The sequence below is a fragment of the Bacillus sp. FSL R9-9492 genome (assembly GCF_038007365.1).
Taxonomy (GTDB): domain Bacteria; phylum Bacillota; class Bacilli; order Bacillales; family Bacillaceae_G; genus Bacillus_A; species Bacillus_A mycoides.
Window position 1 is genome coordinate 4,207,602 of sequence record NZ_JBBOXC010000001.1, and the last position, 15,999, is coordinate 4,223,600.

The 15,999-nt window shown below is 34.4% G+C and carries 20 protein-coding genes and 1 pseudogene; 6 read left to right on the forward strand and 15 right to left on the reverse strand.

Annotated elements, in window-relative coordinates; genetic code table 11:
* From MKY70_RS21380 to MKY70_RS21395, 4 genes and pseudogenes are all read left to right on the forward strand, one after another.
* A complete protein-coding gene (locus tag MKY70_RS21380; protein ID WP_002192555.1) occupies positions 1-861 on the forward strand; it encodes a hypothetical protein in 861 nt (286 codons plus the stop codon).
* Positions 848-1,492, forward strand: a complete 645-nt coding sequence (locus MKY70_RS21385) for an ATP-binding cassette domain-containing protein (protein WP_002143084.1) — start codon at positions 848-850, stop codon at positions 1,490-1,492. The genes MKY70_RS21380 and MKY70_RS21385 overlap by 14 nt, the downstream gene beginning before the upstream one ends.
* A 12-nt stretch (positions 1,493-1,504) precedes the next feature.
* Complete coding sequence (locus MKY70_RS21390; protein WP_088034326.1) at positions 1,505-2,014, forward strand: hypothetical protein; 510 nt, start codon at positions 1,505-1,507, stop codon at positions 2,012-2,014.
* 243 nt (positions 2,015-2,257) lie between these two features.
* Positions 2,258-2,467 (forward strand): annotated as a pseudogene (locus MKY70_RS21395) (MgtC/SapB family protein); the annotation flags it as partial.
* 41 nt (positions 2,468-2,508) lie between these two features.
* On the opposite strand, the gene MKY70_RS21400 reads toward MKY70_RS21395, so the two are convergent.
* Entirely contained in the window at positions 2,509-3,747 is a 1,239-nt protein-coding gene (locus MKY70_RS21400; RefSeq protein WP_002033973.1) for a DNA polymerase IV, read from the reverse strand.
* A gap of 160 nt (positions 3,748-3,907) precedes the next feature.
* Here MKY70_RS21400 and MKY70_RS21405 point away from each other — a divergent pair, with 160 nt between their 5' ends.
* Positions 3,908-4,108, forward strand: coding sequence for a hypothetical protein (locus MKY70_RS21405; RefSeq protein ID WP_002138267.1), 201 nt, complete (start codon positions 3,908-3,910; stop codon positions 4,106-4,108).
* A 51-nt stretch (positions 4,109-4,159) separates the two neighbouring features.
* Here the strand turns inward: MKY70_RS21405 and MKY70_RS21410 are convergent, their stop codons facing one another.
* The gene (locus MKY70_RS21410) at positions 4,160-5,278 is read right to left on the reverse strand and encodes a tripeptidase T (RefSeq protein ID WP_002015107.1); all 1,119 of its coding nucleotides are present in this window, start codon (positions 5,276-5,278) and stop codon (positions 4,160-4,162) included.
* 127 nt (positions 5,279-5,405) lie between these two features.
* Positions 5,406-5,951, reverse strand: a complete 546-nt coding sequence (locus MKY70_RS21415) for a GNAT family N-acetyltransferase (protein ID WP_002015105.1) — start codon at positions 5,949-5,951, stop codon at positions 5,406-5,408.
* Between the two features lie 188 nt (positions 5,952-6,139).
* Between MKY70_RS21415 and prli42 the strand changes: the two genes are divergently transcribed.
* Entirely contained in the window at positions 6,140-6,232 is a 93-nt protein-coding gene (gene prli42, locus MKY70_RS21420; protein WP_000549036.1) for a stressosome-associated protein Prli42, read from the forward strand.
* Between the two features lie 90 nt (positions 6,233-6,322).
* On the opposite strand, the gene MKY70_RS21425 is transcribed toward prli42, so the two are convergent.
* The 12 genes from MKY70_RS21425 to MKY70_RS21480 all read right to left on the reverse strand — a co-directional run bounded on the left by MKY70_RS21425 (position 6,323) and on the right by MKY70_RS21480 (position 15,988).
* Entirely contained in the window at positions 6,323-6,562 is a 240-nt protein-coding gene (locus MKY70_RS21425; protein ID WP_002088543.1) for a DUF3894 domain-containing protein, read from the reverse strand.
* Positions 6,563-6,626: 64 nt separating this feature from the next.
* Complete coding sequence (locus MKY70_RS21430) at positions 6,627-7,187, reverse strand: L,D-transpeptidase (protein ID WP_002015103.1); 561 nt, start codon at positions 7,185-7,187, stop codon at positions 6,627-6,629.
* Positions 7,188-7,203: 16 nt separating this feature from the next.
* Positions 7,204-8,172, reverse strand: a complete 969-nt coding sequence (locus MKY70_RS21435; RefSeq protein ID WP_002033971.1) for an aromatic acid exporter family protein — start codon at positions 8,170-8,172, stop codon at positions 7,204-7,206.
* A gap of 100 nt (positions 8,173-8,272) precedes the next feature.
* Positions 8,273-8,995, reverse strand: a complete 723-nt coding sequence (locus tag MKY70_RS21440; protein WP_002088545.1) for an amino acid ABC transporter ATP-binding protein — start codon at positions 8,993-8,995, stop codon at positions 8,273-8,275.
* On the reverse strand, positions 8,988-9,647 hold the full coding sequence (locus MKY70_RS21445) for an amino acid ABC transporter permease (RefSeq protein WP_016100640.1): 660 nt from the start codon (positions 9,645-9,647) through the stop codon (positions 8,988-8,990). Before MKY70_RS21445 ends, MKY70_RS21440 begins: the two co-directional genes overlap by 8 nt.
* A gap of 36 nt (positions 9,648-9,683) precedes the next feature.
* Positions 9,684-10,463, reverse strand: coding sequence for a transporter substrate-binding domain-containing protein (locus MKY70_RS21450; protein ID WP_044442658.1), 780 nt, complete (start codon positions 10,461-10,463; stop codon positions 9,684-9,686).
* Between the two features lie 250 nt (positions 10,464-10,713).
* Positions 10,714-11,127: a BrxA/BrxB family bacilliredoxin gene (locus MKY70_RS21455; RefSeq protein ID WP_002015097.1), complete on the reverse strand. Its 414-nt coding sequence runs from the start codon at positions 11,125-11,127 to the stop codon at positions 10,714-10,716.
* A gap of 143 nt (positions 11,128-11,270) precedes the next feature.
* Positions 11,271-11,678 carry a YjdF family protein gene (locus MKY70_RS21460; protein WP_088034321.1) on the reverse strand — a complete coding sequence of 136 codons (408 nt, stop codon included), beginning with the start codon at positions 11,676-11,678 and terminating at the stop codon, positions 11,271-11,273.
* 122 nt (positions 11,679-11,800) lie between these two features.
* The gene (locus tag MKY70_RS21465) at positions 11,801-12,265 is read right to left on the reverse strand and encodes an NUDIX hydrolase (RefSeq protein WP_088034319.1); all 465 of its coding nucleotides are present in this window, start codon (positions 12,263-12,265) and stop codon (positions 11,801-11,803) included.
* Positions 12,266-12,338: 73 nt separating this feature from the next.
* Positions 12,339-13,043, reverse strand: a complete 705-nt coding sequence (locus MKY70_RS21470) for a DUF421 domain-containing protein (RefSeq protein WP_088034317.1) — start codon at positions 13,041-13,043, stop codon at positions 12,339-12,341.
* A 106-nt stretch (positions 13,044-13,149) separates the two neighbouring features.
* Positions 13,150-14,328: an FtsW/RodA/SpoVE family cell cycle protein gene (locus tag MKY70_RS21475; protein WP_000831201.1), complete on the reverse strand. Its 1,179-nt coding sequence runs from the start codon at positions 14,326-14,328 to the stop codon at positions 13,150-13,152.
* 340 nt (positions 14,329-14,668) lie between these two features.
* Entirely contained in the window at positions 14,669-15,988 is a 1,320-nt protein-coding gene (locus tag MKY70_RS21480) for a dihydrolipoamide acetyltransferase family protein (protein ID WP_088034315.1), read from the reverse strand.
* Positions 15,989-15,999: the final 11 nt, after the last annotated feature.

The following is a 15,999-nucleotide window of genomic DNA, read 5'->3' on the forward strand; positions in this document are numbered from 1 at the left end:
ATGAAAAATAGTATTTTTTATAAATTGGTAAAAAGGGATTTAATATTAAGCATTCATATTATGAAATTAAGATTTATAATATCATTTATTATTTATAGTGTGTTGGTTTTGGGAGAGGTATTTTTATTAAAGCAATCAGCCCTGTATAGAGAACTGCCTTCAAATGCTATAACAATTCTTGATGTTTTATATGAATTACTAAAAGGGATATCTTTTAAAGAAGTTGAAATGGGGCGATTCCAGCTTCCAGTAACATGGCTTATATTACAATTATCTTATTGTTTTATATTAGGTACTTATGTAAGAGCTGATTTTATACAACAGACACCGTATCTTTTAGCAAGGAAAGTGTCTAGGTATCAAGTATTGTTTAGCAAATTTATTAGTACAGGTATACTAACTATTTGTATAACTTTATTATTTTATATTGCCGTGTTCTTCTGGGGAGGTATTTTTTGTTCTTATCAATTTAACTGGGGGATATATACAGAAAATATTAATCCTAAAATTTATAATCATTTAAAAGAAACCATTTTTGTTATAAAAAGCTTTACTTTACAACTAATAACATCTTCCTTATTAGTTTGGGTTTATTTAATTGTGTCTACTAAATTCAAAAGTGTTATTTCATATATATTGATTATAGTGATTATTACCATAACTATATTTATACCGGTTATATGTAATCCATTCGATAGTATGTTAATCCGTAAGAGTTTATTTTACGTTAATAATGAACATTTTCTATATTCTATTTCCTATTTTCTTTTGTGCACTTTTTTTCTATGGATAAGTGGTTATTGGGTAGGGAAAACATTTGAATTTGTTAATAGAAAGGATGATTCTGATGATATACATTGAGGCCAAGCACGTTTCTAAAATGCTAAAAGGTAATATTATTTTAAATGATGTTAATTTTGAATTAGAAAAGGGAAAGATTTATGGTTTTAAAGGGAGAAATGGTTCAGGTAAAACAATGCTTTTTAGAGCTTTATTAGGATTGATGAAAATAGATAGTGGTGAAATATTAATAGATAAAAAAATAATTGGTATTGATCATCCGTTTCCTGAAAATACAGGCATTATCATTGAATATCCAGGATTCATTCCAGACTATACAGGATTTAAAAACTTAAAACTATTAGCTTCTATTCAAAATAAAATAACGGATAAAACAATTAGTGAAACAATGGAGCTCGTAGGATTAAATCCAGAAGATAAAAGAAAAGTAAAAAAATATTCACTTGGAATGAAACAAAGATTGGGTATAGCACAAGCAATTATGGAAGATCCTAAGTTATTAATTTTAGATGAGCCTACAAACGCTTTAGATGAAAATGGAATTAGGGATATAACTAAAATCTTATTAGATTTAAAGTCTACAGGTACAACTATATTAGTTGCGAGTCATGATAGTGAAACATTAAATTTAATTGCAGACAGAATATTCCTAGTTGAAAATGGTAAAGTATCACTATCTTCAGAGATGTAGAGGGAGAAAGATATGAATAAAAAACGATATGTTTTTATGATTATTTGTACATTTTTTATATTAGGGGCATGTTGGAGATATCAGGTAGTAAATAATTTAAATGAATCTTATATTGTGAAATCAGAGAATATTAATCTAGGTCAATCATTTAATACAGATATATTTAAATTTAGCATTAATTCTTTCAAGAAGAAACAAGTAATTGATGATAACGGAAATAAAGAAGTTCATTATGTTTTTGATATTGAGGCAACAAATAACACGCAAACGGAACAAACAATTTTTACAGATTTGCATATATTAGCACCTTTAAAAGGTGTTAACAAGACGAATGGAATGTTTAATGAGAGTACAAGGAAAACAATAGTTTCATGGGAGAGTTTAGAAAATCATAAAGGCATTGTAACAATGAAAATGAGAGAAAGCTGGGGTGTTGCACTTAGTACACCGGTGAAGTTAGTATATCTAGGCGAAAAAAATGGTAAGAAAATAAAATACATATTAGATTTACCTAATAATTAAAAGCCTAATTTGCTTGTTGATTTCTGGAATGAGATGAAATCACCTTTTCCATCAGATGGTTTGTAATATATAACCTTGCTCTTACTATTAAACAAAGAAAATATTCCTACTGTGGTGCAAATATGAAAAATATACGTTATCAATCTACAAATGCCAATAGAGCCCCGAAAGAGGTTCTATTGGCATTTTAGATTTTAGCAAATCCTTTAAGGCAAAAAAGTATAAAAACACTTTTAAGATTCTCTTATGCACATGGTAAGTTCAGAAGGTATCGGTTTAAAGGAATTGTATAGTGAAGACGTTGATTCTAACCAAAAAGTATCTATACGAGCTACATTACATTGCAATACAAATACAACCGTCTTAATTGAGAAAATAGTAAGTAGAATGTTATTAGAATCTGGCGTTACTGCCGCTGGTTGGAAGACTTCATTAGATTTGGAAGCGAGTTAAATATGAAAGGTGGCATGATATTTACTGCTTCATGCCACCTTCTACATAAATTTATTTTCTAATTTTTGCTGAAACGACTTTTCTTGCTTACGCAATAATTGACTACCTCTCTGTAAAAGAGGTGTTCCATACTTTTCATTAATTTGATCAATAACAGCAAGTAACGGCTCTTCTTTCGCATCTTCTTCGAATGAAAACAAATCTAACTGTTTCACTGATTCTGTCTTCCACTCTAATTCAGTAGCTGTAACACCTAACAGACGAACAGAATCACCATCCCAGTGTTGCTTCCATAAACGTGATGCTGCTTGGAAAATAACCCGTTCTTCCCATATTGCATTTTTCAATTGTTTACTCCGTGTTACCGTGCGACGATCATGGTATTTAATCATAATTTGAATGTTATAACTAACGAGAGTTCGTTTTTGTAGCCTTTTGCTTACTGATTTCGATAATCTTTCTAACATATCAAGTAATTCTTTTTCTTCGTCCATATCCTTTGAGAAAGTCATCGAATTTCCAACGCTTTTATGTTGTCCCATTTGATTCGGATCAACTTCCCTGTCATCCATACCTTTTGCACGTTTTTGTAAATCAACACCGTGCTTTCCAATTTTAGCGCGAATGATATGCTCGTCTCCTTTTGCTAACTGTTCAATTGTATGTATATGAATGTCTTTTAGTTTTTCAGCTGTTTTCTCTCCGATTCCATGCATCTCTGCAACTGATCGTGGCCAAATAATTTCTGGGATATCACGTTTTCGAAGTACTGTAATTCCAAGAGGTTTTTTCATATCTGAAGCAGTCTTTGCTAGGAAAAGGTTTGGGGCAATCCCAATGCTACATGGAAGCTGTAACTCTGTTAGTAACGCTTGTTGAATCATCTTCGCTATTTCAAGAGGCGAACCGAGCGCATAGCAATCTGTAATATCTAAATACCCTTCATCTATAGAAAACGGTTGTATTTGTTCTGTAAAACGGGAAAGAATTTGAAACATTTGAAATGAAGCTTCTCGATATAATGTAAAATTAGGGTGCCTCACAACTAATTGCGGGCATAATCGCTTCGCTTCCCATAGAGGCATCGTCGTACGTATTCCATATTCTCTCGCCTCATAACTACATGTTATGATAATCCCTTTTCTCTCTTTTTCATTCCCCGCAATCGCTAATGGCTTTCCTTGTAATGATGGGTCATGAGCAATTTCAACAGATGCGAAAAAACAATTCATATCTACATGTAAAATAACACGTCCATTTTTCGGATACATTTCTCGCATTATACTCACCCCTTCCAAAGAACGTTTGTTCTTTCATTATATCAAATTCATGTACAATATAATAATTACTTATTCTTTTTATCCTTATTCTTTTTTTTATCCTTATTTTTGCTATACTTTATATTAAATATGGATATTATTGTAAAAGGGGTGATCTATTGTGAAATCAAATAGTAAACTCAACTATACATTTCTCATTATTATATTAGTCCTCTTAATTAATTATTTATTACTTCCTATTTTTGATATAAACGTAGCAGGGCTCCTTCCACGCTTACTAAGTATCGTAACAACCTATATACTGCCATGGATTTTCCTATATTGGCTTATCCGCCTTGTGAAAGCAATTGAATCAAAATAAAAAAAGACGTGTAAACCATAATTGGTTCACACGTCTTTTTGACTTTATTACTTACTTCGCTACTTCTTCGATAATAGCTACAACTAATTCTGCTGTTTTCGCTAATTCTTCAACAGGAATTTTTTCATTTGTTGTATGAATTTCTTCATAACCAACTGCTAAGTTAACTGTTGGGATACCATGTCCTGCGATTACGTTCGCATCACTTCCGCCACCACTTTGGTGAAGAGAAGGCGTACGACCAATGTTTTCAGCTGCACGTTTCGCAACTTCTACAACGTGATCGCCAGCAGCAAACTTAAATCCTGGATACATAACGTTTACTTCAACGTCTGCATGACCACCCATTTCTTTTGCAGTTGTTTCAAATGCTTCTTTCATTTTTGCAACTTGTGCTTCCATTTTCTCATTTATTAAAGAACGAGCTTCTGCAAAGATTTGAACATGATCGCAAACGATATTTGTTTGTGTACCACCTTCAAAACGTCCAATATTTGCAGTTGTTTCAGAATCGATACGACCAAGTGGCATCTTTGCGATTGCTTTTGCTGCGATAGTAATTGCAGATACACCTTTTTCTGGTGCTACGCCAGCATGAGCTGTTTTCCCGCGAATAATCGCATTCACTTTCGCTTGTGTTGGCGCTGCAACTACAATTTCACCAACTTTTCCATCACTATCTAATGCATAACCATATTTTGCTGTAATGCGCTCGCGATCTAACGCTTTTGCGCCAATAAGACCAGATTCTTCTCCAACTGTAATAATAAATTCAATTTTACCATGAGGAATGTTTTTCTCTTTTAAGACACGAATTGCTTCAAACATAGATGCTAATCCAGCTTTGTCATCGGCTCCTAAAATTGTAGTACCATCTGATACGATATATCCATCTTTAATAGAAGGCTTAATTCCATTACCAGGAACTACTGTATCCATATGAGAAGTGAAATAAATTGTATCAACACCGTCTTTTGTTGCTGGTAAAGTACAAATTAAGTTACCTGCACCATGACCAGTCACACCCATCGTGTCATCCTCAAATACTTCTACACCTAAAGCAGTAAATTTCTCTGTTAACACTTTGCAAATTTCTGCTTCAAATTTTGTTTCAGAATCTACTTGTACTAACTCCATAAATTCATTTACTAAACGTTCTTGATTAATCATAAGACTGCGCCTCCTGCACTACCATTATGTATGTAACAACATTAATTATAACAGAATTTCGCAAAAGTTTCGAAATACAAGACAAAAAACAGATGGTTAACACATCTAGATACCCATCTGCCTTCTATTACTCGTTTAACAATACCCAGCGCATATGATCTTCCCAGATGCCATTTACCATTAGCATTTTTCGAGATACACCTTCATATTGAAATCCTATCTTCGTCACTACTTGTATAGATGCTAAATTTCGTGGCATAATTGGTGCTTCTATACGATGTAAATGAAATTCTTCAAAGGTAACTTGAATTGCTTTTCTAAGCGCTTCTGTTGTGTAACCTTTATTCAATTCTTCCTTATCTAATTTATAACCGAGTACACAAGATTGATAAATTCCGCGAACAATTAGATTAAATGAAATACATCCAATAATTTTTGTATCATCACCCTTTTTAAAAATCCAAAGCCTGATAATCTTGCCTTCCGCGAACTCTTTTCTATCCTTTTGTAACTTTTTCTTTTGATAATCTAACGTGAAAAACCCCTCCGGTCTATACTCTTCCCACGCTTTTAAAAATTCACGATTTTTGTCGTAATATTGAAGAACTTTTTCCGCATACGACTCATCAATTTCTCTTAAATGTAAACGATCTGTCTCGTATATTTTCATCATTGTATCTCCATTCTTCAGCTTGCAAAAAAAAAAATTAATAATCTATCTTTTAACATATTCTCTACGTATGCTCAAATTTCCTGTAATATTTTGCACCCCCTTCCCGAATTTTGTCCTTTCTCTCCCCTTGTCCACAATTTCATTTCTCGTTACAATGAAATTGTACTGATTTGCAAGGAGGTTTAACGATGCATAAAAAAGCTCAAAAAATTATGGTTTATATAATGCTAATTTCTATGCTTGTAACAACATTACTTACTGGCGCAAGTATGTTTTGGTAAAAAGGACGATTCACTCGTCCTTTTTTTACTGCTTACACATACAAAATAGACCATCTCGAAATCGAGATAGTCTATCTTGTAATGAACATTTTATTTTATATATATTACAATTGCTACAATGCTAAAGGAAAAGGCCATTACAAGTGCTATTACAAAACTTGTATATTGTTTCTGCTGAAATGCCCCAATAACAAAAGTAAGATTGAGTAATGCCATAAATACGATCGCTACAACGTAAGAACATATATTAAAAGTTGCCAATATGAATGTAATAACAAATAGAAAACCAACACAAAACTGCATGTAAGAAATTTTTGGATTTAAATACATATGAGCAACCCCTTTACTCAATTATCTTTATATATTCTCATTAACGCATGGTTATGTACACATGTCAAGACAACTTATAATAAAAGAAAAAGCCAACCGTTTCGTTGACTTTTCCAAATACTATGGCCCCTTTTTCCTTCGCCAATTGCTGAAATGTTTTTTTCGATTTCACAATCGATACTTTCGTTCCAATTGGAATACGATCAAACAAATATTCCACATCATGTTTCTTCATTCTTATACATCCTTGCGAAATATATTTTCCAATTGAACTAGGTTGGTTTGTCCCGTGTATCCCATACTTACTTCCATCCGTGCCTCTTGCATTAAATCCCATCCATCTCGATCCAAGTGGATTTTTGGGAGAGCCCCCAGGAATATCCTTCGCAATATAATAGGGATCCTTCGCCTTCAATACAATGTCAAAGGTTCCTTCTGGGGTTAATTCATTTGTTTTCCCTGTCGCTACTGGAAAAACCTTTTGGATCTTCCCATCATCGATGTAAGCTAGTTTATTCGTTGCTTTATTTACAATTATAAAAGGATCTCCAGCACGTGGGTTATCACCAAGAGGCCAGATCGGTGATAGAGAAAGACATAATAATAAAGAAAGAAGATACGGCATATATAGTTCCTACCTTCTAAATAAGTTCTTTTATATTATCCTTTCCCTTAAAACGACTTTTAATGAGTAAATATTGCTCCATCTCATAAACAAGTTGAACAAGTTTTGCACGTATTTCAAATTCTTCTCGCGAGACTGGTAAAGGCATTTCTCTAAATACTTCTCGCATTTCTTGAAGTTGTCTTAACGAAATGACCCCTGTACTTTCAGGTCGAATAGAATTCCCTATATTTTCAATTACGTCTGCAATCATATCAGCTTGTTCATACGTCCAAGATAGTGATGCAGCTAATGGTATCATGCGCTCCAAAATTTCAAATTGTTGCATACGCATATCAAAATACCGATAATAATAGTCATCTTCACGCATAAATTCATTCTCAAGTTTTTTAAATGATAAATCTTTCGCTTCTTTCAGCATCATTTCTGTTTCAATTAATTCGGCCCCACTCCAATTACTATCTCGATTCCGTAAATAAACGACCATTTCAAACAAAATCGTTCTGAAATGCTCTTCTATTTTTCCTTGATACTCTTTCAGTTTATTCTCACTGCTTGGCATGTACATGTTTACTAATAAAGCGACACTAATTCCAATCGTTAATATAGCAATTTCATTACCAACTATAGACCATGTAATTTGCTTTAATGAATACAGATGCATAACGATAACCGAACTCGTGACAATCCCTTCTTGAATTTTGCACATAACTGCAGTTGGAATAAAGGTAAGCAGTAATACGCTAATCGCAAGTGGTGTATAACCAATCGTTTCAAAAATACAAAACGCAAATACCATTGATAATACACAAGCTAAAAAACGGTGCAACGATACTTGAACGGATTTTCGTTTCGTATTTTGCACACATAAAATGACTAAAATACCAGCTGAACTATAAAATTCTAATCCTAATAACTGAGCAATAAAAACTGCCGCTCCCGTTCCAAGCGCTGTTTTCACTGTTCTATATCCAATTTTAAACATATCATTACTCCTATATGTATAAATGTATTTAAAAATAGTATAAAAAAAGGATGACGCAATGTCATCCTTTTCTACCTATTATTCACGTACCCTTCACATATTACAATATCTTTTGCAAAAATTCTTTTGCACGGTCACTTTTTGGTGCTGTAAAAAACTCTTCCGGATTACTATCTTCTACGAGCTTTCCACCATCTAAAAAGAGAACACGGTCTGCTACTTCTTTTGCAAATCCCATTTCATGTGTAACGATTGCCATCGTCATTCCTGTCGTAACTAATGATTTCATAACTTCTAACACTTCTTTCACCATTTCTGGATCTAGCGCAGAGGTAGGTTCATCAAATAACATAACTTCCGGTTCCATCGCTAACGCTCTTGCAATTGCTACACGTTGCTTTTGTCCTCCTGAAAGACGATTTGGATATGCATCTTTCTTATCTAATAACCCCACTTTTTCTAGAAGTTTCTCAGCTTTTTTTTCAGCTTCTTGCTTCGTTACTTCTTTTACATTGATAGGAGCATACGTAATATTTTCTAATACAGTCATATGAGGGAATAAGTGAAAATGTTGAAATACCATTCCGACATTTTCACGAACGTGCATAATATTTGTTTTCGGATTCGTTACTTCTTCCGTTCCAATCCAAATGTGACCATCTGTCGGCGCTTCCAATACATTCATACAGCGTAAAAACGTTGACTTTCCAGATCCAGACGGTCCAATAATTGCAACAACCTCTCCTTTCTCAATCGTTGTTGTAATTCCTTTTAATACTTCATTTTTCCCAAATGATTTATGAAGGTTGTCAATTTTAATCACTTTTCTTCATTCTCCCTTCAATGGCTTTCCCGACTAATGTAAGAATAATTACTAATATATAATAAATAAGTCCAACAAAAAGTAATGGCTCAAGATATTTAAATGTTTCACCACCTACAATATAAGCACGGCGCATTAAATCAGTCGCTCCTATTACGGTTACTACAGCCGACTCTTTCGTAAGTGTCGCAAACTCATTCACAAGTGCTGGTAATATATTTTTTAAAGCTTGAGGAAAAATAATATTTCTCATCATTTTACTGTACGGAATACCTAAAGCCATTGCTGCTTCTGTTTGTCCTTTATCGACTGCTTGAATGCCGGCACGAATTACTTCTGACATATATGCACCTGAATTTAAGCTAAATGCAAGTACAGCTGCTAAAAAGGCTGGTATCTCATAACCCATCATTTGCGGAACACCGAAATAAATAATCATTAATTGTAATACTAGCGGTGTGCCACGAAATATTGACGTATAAATATCTGCTGCAATATTTAATACTCGTATTCTAGCAATTTTGCAAAGTGCTAATAACGTTCCTAAAATAAATCCTACCACAGCTGATGTAGCTACAATTTTCAATGTAACTTCTAATCCCTTTAATATATATGGTATTGAAGGCGTAATTGCCGAAAAATCTAGATTCATCCTTTTCATTCCCCTCACAGAAAAGTGAAAGGCAGCTTATTTTCCGCTGCCAAACCATTTCTTCACTAATTTATCCATTTCTCCATTTTCTTGCATTTTCTTAATTACTTTATTAAATTCTTCTGTTTTATCACTATTTTTCGGAAGAGCAATTGCTGCACCTACTTCTTCTGGTGCTTCTTGAATTTCAATTCCTTGTAGTTCTTTCATTTTTTCTAAATAATTTTTTGCAACTGTGTCTTCTATAATTGCAGCGTCAAAACGACCAGCTTTAATTTCTTGTACGATTTCTGGTATACGGTCACGTCCCTCAGCTTTGAAATCGACTTGTTTCTGAAATTCTTTTGCCTTTTCTTCTTGAATTGACCCTGTTTGTACCCCTACTTTTTTCCCTTTTAAATCTTCTAACGATTTAATATTAGAGCCGTTTTTTGAAACGATCATATTTTTAGCAACAAAATAAATATCTGTGAAATCAGCATTATTTTTACGCTCTGCAGTTGGCGTCATACCTGCCATAACGAAATCAACTTTTCCTGAATTAAGAGATGCTAATAATCCGCCGAAATCCATGTCTTTCACTTTCACTTCGTACCCAAGTTCTTTTCCGATATATTTGGCAATATCAACATCAAAGCCGATAATTTCATCACTTTTTGAAGCTTCCACGTATTCATACGGTTTATAGTCTGCTGAAGTCCCCATAACGAGTACTTTTTTATTTTCGCCATTCGCCTTTTCTTCCCCATTACTACAAGCACTGAACATACTTACAATTAAAATAAGTGCAAATGATATTGATAATAACTTCTTCATCTTTCTTCCCCCTAATAATGTATATTTAAAAGTTTAATAGAATATTTATTCGATGTTTGTATTGTATCAGCACTTTCATTTTTATGCAATATTTAAAATAAAAATAAATACAAAAACAGCATTAAAGCTGTTGTTAATGCATAAAAATATGCATAAAATAAAAACTTCCTGCATATTTAATTATTTTAAAAACTAAATAAAAAAGGCGGTACACCCACTTGATCGTGGACGTACCGCCTTTTTCTCTTCCTTATAGTTCTTCGCAATTATCTTCGAAATAAGATTGTAGTTTTGCAATTACTTGCATTGGTTCATGACCTTCAATTTCATGACGTTCTACCATCGTTACAATTTTTCCATCTTTCAATAACGCAAATGATGGAGATGAAGGTGGATATCCTTCAAAATATTCACGAGCTCTTGCTGTTGCTTCTTTATCTTGACCCGCAAATACCGTTACAAGGTGGTTAGGGCGTTTATCATAATGTACGGAATGTGCAGCAGCAGGACGAGCAATGCCACCTGCACAACCACATACAGAGTTTACCATTACAAGTGTTGTACCATTTCTTTTAAATGCTTCTTCGACTGCTTCTGGTGTCGTCAATTCTGTATATCCCGCAGAGACAATCTCTTCACGCGCTTGACGGACAACATCATTCATAAAAAAGTTAAAGTTAATCAATCTTTTCCCTCCTCTAATTCTACCTATTTGTATCTTACCAGTTAATGTTTATGAAATACAAGTAAGTTTACTTGTATTTAGGCATAGAAAAGGTGTTAGAGCCCTGATCTAACACCTTTTCTTTAATGACCACGATGTTTTTGCTTTGCTTTTTGTACTTTTATAAAACGTTTTCTCTGCTTTTCAGCTTCCCGTTTCTCCTTAGATTGCACTTTCTGTTCTTGTTTATGCAGTTCATAAGATAAACTAATTGCTTCTTGCGCCTTTGTAAAACGTTTTACATTTACTTCTTTTGCCGCTTGTCGTATGATACGTTTTATATTTTTGGGACGCTGTTTTTCTTTCACTTCCACACCGCATTTTGCAACGTGCTGGAAATATGCTAACATTGGACCATTCACAAATATAAGTACTTCTTCATCTGAAGGTTCCATTCCAAAAATATACCTTGCTCCATACAATTTTCCTTTTTCTTTATGCGTAATAATTCCTACGAAAAATTGACCATCGTGATATACTGTCAAATCCATTGACAGCCCCTCCTTTTAAAAAATTAGAAATACAGGACATCCCGGAGGGGAAGGTTACTGACATGAAATCATGTGTCTGGACTACCGACCAGAACTGTGTTTTTGTATTTCTTCCAATATTATTATATATTATTTTCCATAATTTTCATATATTCCGCAATCATTTTTTTATGCGATCCTACAATATAATCAGGTAGCTCTGTTACCGGGAAGAATGTAAGCTGAACCGCTTCTTCTTTATTCATAACAAAATTCCCTTCGTATTTATCGGTATAATAGGCTGTCGTTACGGATTGAAACTCATCACCGTTTGTTAATTTTGAAAAATAGTTCGCTCCAGAAAATACATTGATTAATCGGAGGTTCTTTACTTCTATTCCTGTCTCTTCATATACTTCACGGTAAGCTGTTTCTTCTGGTGATTCACCAAGCTCCATTAGCCCGCCAGGCAACCCCCATTTTCCGTACGGCTCTGTTCTTTGCTGTAATAATACATATCCACTTTCATTTATAACGAGTACAACAGCACCAACTAAAATTAAAGGGCGATGACCAACTACTTTTCGTAATTCCTCTACATATCCCATGGAAACACCCCCCATTTTTTCGTTGTCCACACTATTGTATCATATGTATGAAACGACAAAATGCGTATATTTTTCATTTTTTTAACAAAATATTTATTTTATGTGCTTCATCTACTGTAGCTAACATAATGGATTCAATTTCTGCATTCTTCTCTAAAAACTCTTTCGCCCACTCTTCTGTTTTTCCTACTAAAGCGAGAACGTCCTGCTGAATTCTTCCATCCTTCACTAAAATAAAAGCAACTGGAGATTTTTTCCCCGCCACTTTAAGATCAAGCCGAGAAACTGCTTCATATTCTGGATACTGAAATATAGAAACAACACCACTTGCTTCCCATAATGCTAATTTAATCGTTTGAATATCGCTCACATTTCGCATGCGAAGTTCCGAAAATAAATATTCCGCCGTAATTCTCGCCTTTTTCAAATTGCTAAAATCAATGGCACCATTGTGTATAAGAATAATAGGTGCAGGCTCTAAAAAGCGTCTCCATCTATCCCATTTCAACATTAAAACAGAGCTTATAATATGAAGTACAACTAGTATAAAAGTTGTAATCATTGAACCGAGTAATCCGACCTTTTCATCAGATAGCGCATTAGAAATATTCCCACCAAGCAATAATACTAATACGACATCTAAAAAACGAAGTTGTGCGATGGACCTTTGTCCCATCGCTTTCGCAACTAATATTAAAAATATGTATGCTATGATAGCCCGAATAACCCATTCACTATTAGAAAGATGCCGTGCCCCTTCAAAAATATGCATATGCATCACTTTGCACTCCTTACCCGTCTCAAACTGCTATTCTGTTTTAGTTTGCAACGTTTAAGAGCATATATGTAAAAAAGCTAGTTCGTTTTTACACGAACTAGCTTTTTTACTTAACTGAAAACATATATTTTTTATACGTTTTCCGTACGGACAATATGAGCCCCATCATAATCATATTCGAGAATAAGGAACTTCCCCCATACGATAAGAAAGGTAATGCAATCCCTTTTACAGGCATTAATCCGACGATCATACCAATATTTTGGAATATTTGAACTGTTAATATACCAATAGACCCAGCACATAATAATGTACCGAATAAATTATCAGCAGAATAACCGATAATAATTGTTCGATATAGCAGTAATAGGAACAAGAACACAACTAACGCGGCTACGATAAATCCACCTTCTTCGGCAATTGTAGCGAAAATAAAGTCAGTATGCTTCTCAGGGATATAGACGTTCCCTTCGCCAAATCCTTTCCCTTCCATACCACCACTACCTACAGCTAAAATCGATTGCTGTGTTTGATAACCTTGATCTGTATGTTCAAATGGATCTAACCAACCTAAAATACGTGATTGTTGGTGAGGTTTTAGTAACGTAACTAACTTATTAAAGAAGAAATCCTCATACCTTACGTAAATAAATATTAACGCCGATAATATGGTGACTGGAATAACTGTACATAACGCTATCAATTTCTTCTGAATACCTGACATAAATAAAATACATGCAATTGCAGCAGCATATAAGAACACCATCCCTGTATCCGGTTGGCTATATACAACAGCCATGGGCGGAAGGGATACAAGCACAATTTTACCTACTAATTGTAAATCCGTTTGGAATGTCCTTGCCATATACTGTGCATTATGTTTCACTGCTATACTTGCTACTACGAGAAGCAATGAAATTTTGAAAAACTCAGATGGTTGAATTTGTCCAACTAACGGAAATACAAACCATCTTTTTGCACCTAATTTTTCAGGTGTGAAAGTGGAAACCGGTAGTATTTTCAAAAGAATAAGTGAACCAAATCCGACGATATAAAGTGGCCAAGACAATTTTTGTAATTGATCTAAGTCGATGCTTGCAACAAGCAATAACAATACAACTCCAATTATGTAGTTCAAACCCTGTTTCATCGCAAAGTTTGCCTCTCCATATTGGCCAGTTTGCTGACTGCTATATATAGCAGCTATACTCGTAACACATAATGCTAACAAAATTAATATTAATTTTACATCTAAACTTTTTAGAAACTCGGTACTTCTTTTCATGACATCCTCCTGAAACATTGTTACAGCAAAATAAAAAACCAGGAGTCAACATTCTTCATGTTTTGACGACTGATTACACATTATCTATAAAACACTTATATAGAATAACTCTCTTTTTCATACAATACAATATATTATACTACAGTTTCATCAGTAAGATTTGCCAAAAAAATTATTCTTTTCTTATTTTATATCCATATACCATATATCAGCAATGTATTTTCATAAATTCCTAATACATAATCGTTCATTGTAAGATTACTGGGAAAGATATTATACATATAGTAGGATGTAGATGAAGAAATAAGATGATAAAAAGCTCGCATAAGCGAGCTTTTTATTAATATACAGATGTATTATTTTCTGACGTATTTTCTAGAATTTCTTTTACACGTCCTAAGAACTTACCACAAATTAGGCCATCTAGTACACGGTGGTCAAGTGATAAACATAAGTTAACCATGTCGCGAGCACCGAACATACCGTTATCCATAATTACTGGGCGTTTTACAATTGATTCAACTTGTAAAATAGCCGCTTGTGGGTAATTAATAATACCCATAGATTGAACAGAACCGAATGATCCTGTGTTATTAATTGTAAATGTTCCGCCTTGCATTTCGTCCGCTTTTAACGATTTCGTACGTACTTTTCCTGCAAGCTCTGTAATTTCACGAGCGATACCTTTAATCGTCTTCTCATCCGCGTGTTTAATTACTGGTACAAATAGTTCGTCCTCTGTTGCAACAGCGATAGAAAGGTTAATATCTTTCTTCTGAACGATCTTATCGCCAGCCCACATTGAATTGATTTGAGGATACTCTTTTAACGCTTGTGCTACTGCTTTTACGAAGAAAGCAAAGAACGTTAAATTAAAACCTTCGCGCTTTTTGAAATCACCTTTAATTGAATTACGGTATGACACAAGGTTTGTCACATCTACTTCAATCATCATCCAAGCATGTGGCGCTTCGTGTTTACTACGTAACATGTTCGCTGCAATTGCTTTACGCACACCTGTTACTGGAATTTCGATATCGCCAGGCATTGTTGGTACAGAAACTGGTTTTGCAGCTTCTACTTTTTGTGCTACTGGCGCTGCTTTTGGTGCTTCTGGACGCGCTTCTACTACTGCTGCTGCTACCGCTTCCTCTTTCTTCGCACCTGCTTGCGGAATATTTCCAGATTCCACTAGCTTTAAAATATCTTTACGAGTGATACGGCCATTTGCTCCCGTACCTTCTACTAAATCTAAATCAACATTATGCTCACCCGCAAGTTTTAAAACAGCTGGTGAAAAACGTGGTTTTCCATCAGTTGGTTGTTTTGCTTTCGGTGCTTTTTCAGGCGTAGCTACTTCTGCCTTTGGTTCTTCTTTCGTTTTTTCCTCAACAGCTGTCGCTGCTACTTCATCTGCGCCTTCTACTTGAATAACACAAACTACTTCACCTACAGCTAACGTCTCACCTTCACCAGCGATTAATTCTTTCACAATACCAGTGAAAGAAGATGGTACTTCAGCATTTACTTTATCAGTCATTACTTCTGCAAGCGGATCATACTTGTTTACGTGATCGCCAACATTAACGAGCCATTTACTAATTGTACCCTCTGTAACGCTCTCCCCGAGCTGAGGCATTGTGATATTTTCTACAGCCATGTATAGTCCCC

Coding starts and splice junctions, on each gene's coding strand:
- MKY70_RS21450 (WP_044442658.1), bottom strand. CDS start 10,463: ATGAAGAAGTTATTATCAATATCATTTGCACTTATTTTAATTGTAAGT.
- MKY70_RS21430 (WP_002015103.1), bottom strand. CDS start 7,187: ATGCCGTATCTTCTTTCTTTATTATTATGTCTTTCTCTATCACCGATC.
- MKY70_RS21445 (WP_016100640.1), bottom strand. CDS start 9,647: ATGAATCTAGATTTTTCGGCAATTACGCCTTCAATACCATATATATTA.
- MKY70_RS21480 (WP_088034315.1), bottom strand. CDS start 15,988: ATGGCTGTAGAAAATATCACAATGCCTCAGCTCGGGGAGAGCGTTACA.
- MKY70_RS21390 (WP_088034326.1), top strand. CDS start 1,505: ATGAATAAAAAACGATATGTTTTTATGATTATTTGTACATTTTTTATA.
- MKY70_RS21415 (WP_002015105.1), bottom strand. CDS start 5,951: ATGATGAAAATATACGAGACAGATCGTTTACATTTAAGAGAAATTGAT.
- MKY70_RS21470 (WP_088034317.1), bottom strand. CDS start 13,043: ATGCATATGCATATTTTTGAAGGGGCACGGCATCTTTCTAATAGTGAA.
- MKY70_RS21380 (WP_002192555.1), top strand. CDS start 1: ATGAAAAATAGTATTTTTTATAAATTGGTAAAAAGGGATTTAATATTA.
- MKY70_RS21400 (WP_002033973.1), bottom strand. CDS start 3,747: ATGCGAGAAATGTATCCGAAAAATGGACGTGTTATTTTACATGTAGAT.
- MKY70_RS21475 (WP_000831201.1), bottom strand. CDS start 14,328: ATGAAAAGAAGTACCGAGTTTCTAAAAAGTTTAGATGTAAAATTAATA.
- MKY70_RS21465 (WP_088034319.1), bottom strand. CDS start 12,265: ATGGGATATGTAGAGGAATTACGAAAAGTAGTTGGTCATCGCCCTTTA.
- MKY70_RS21410 (WP_002015107.1), bottom strand. CDS start 5,278: ATGATTAATCAAGAACGTTTAGTAAATGAATTTATGGAGTTAGTACAA.
- prli42 (WP_000549036.1), top strand. CDS start 6,140: ATGCATAAAAAAGCTCAAAAAATTATGGTTTATATAATGCTAATTTCT.
- MKY70_RS21385 (WP_002143084.1), top strand. CDS start 848: ATGATATACATTGAGGCCAAGCACGTTTCTAAAATGCTAAAAGGTAAT.
- MKY70_RS21460 (WP_088034321.1), bottom strand. CDS start 11,678: ATGGATTTGACAGTATATCACGATGGTCAATTTTTCGTAGGAATTATT.
- MKY70_RS21425 (WP_002088543.1), bottom strand. CDS start 6,562: ATGTATTTAAATCCAAAAATTTCTTACATGCAGTTTTGTGTTGGTTTT.
- MKY70_RS21435 (WP_002033971.1), bottom strand. CDS start 8,172: ATGTTTAAAATTGGATATAGAACAGTGAAAACAGCGCTTGGAACGGGA.
- MKY70_RS21455 (WP_002015097.1), bottom strand. CDS start 11,127: ATGAATGATGTTGTCCGTCAAGCGCGTGAAGAGATTGTCTCTGCGGGA.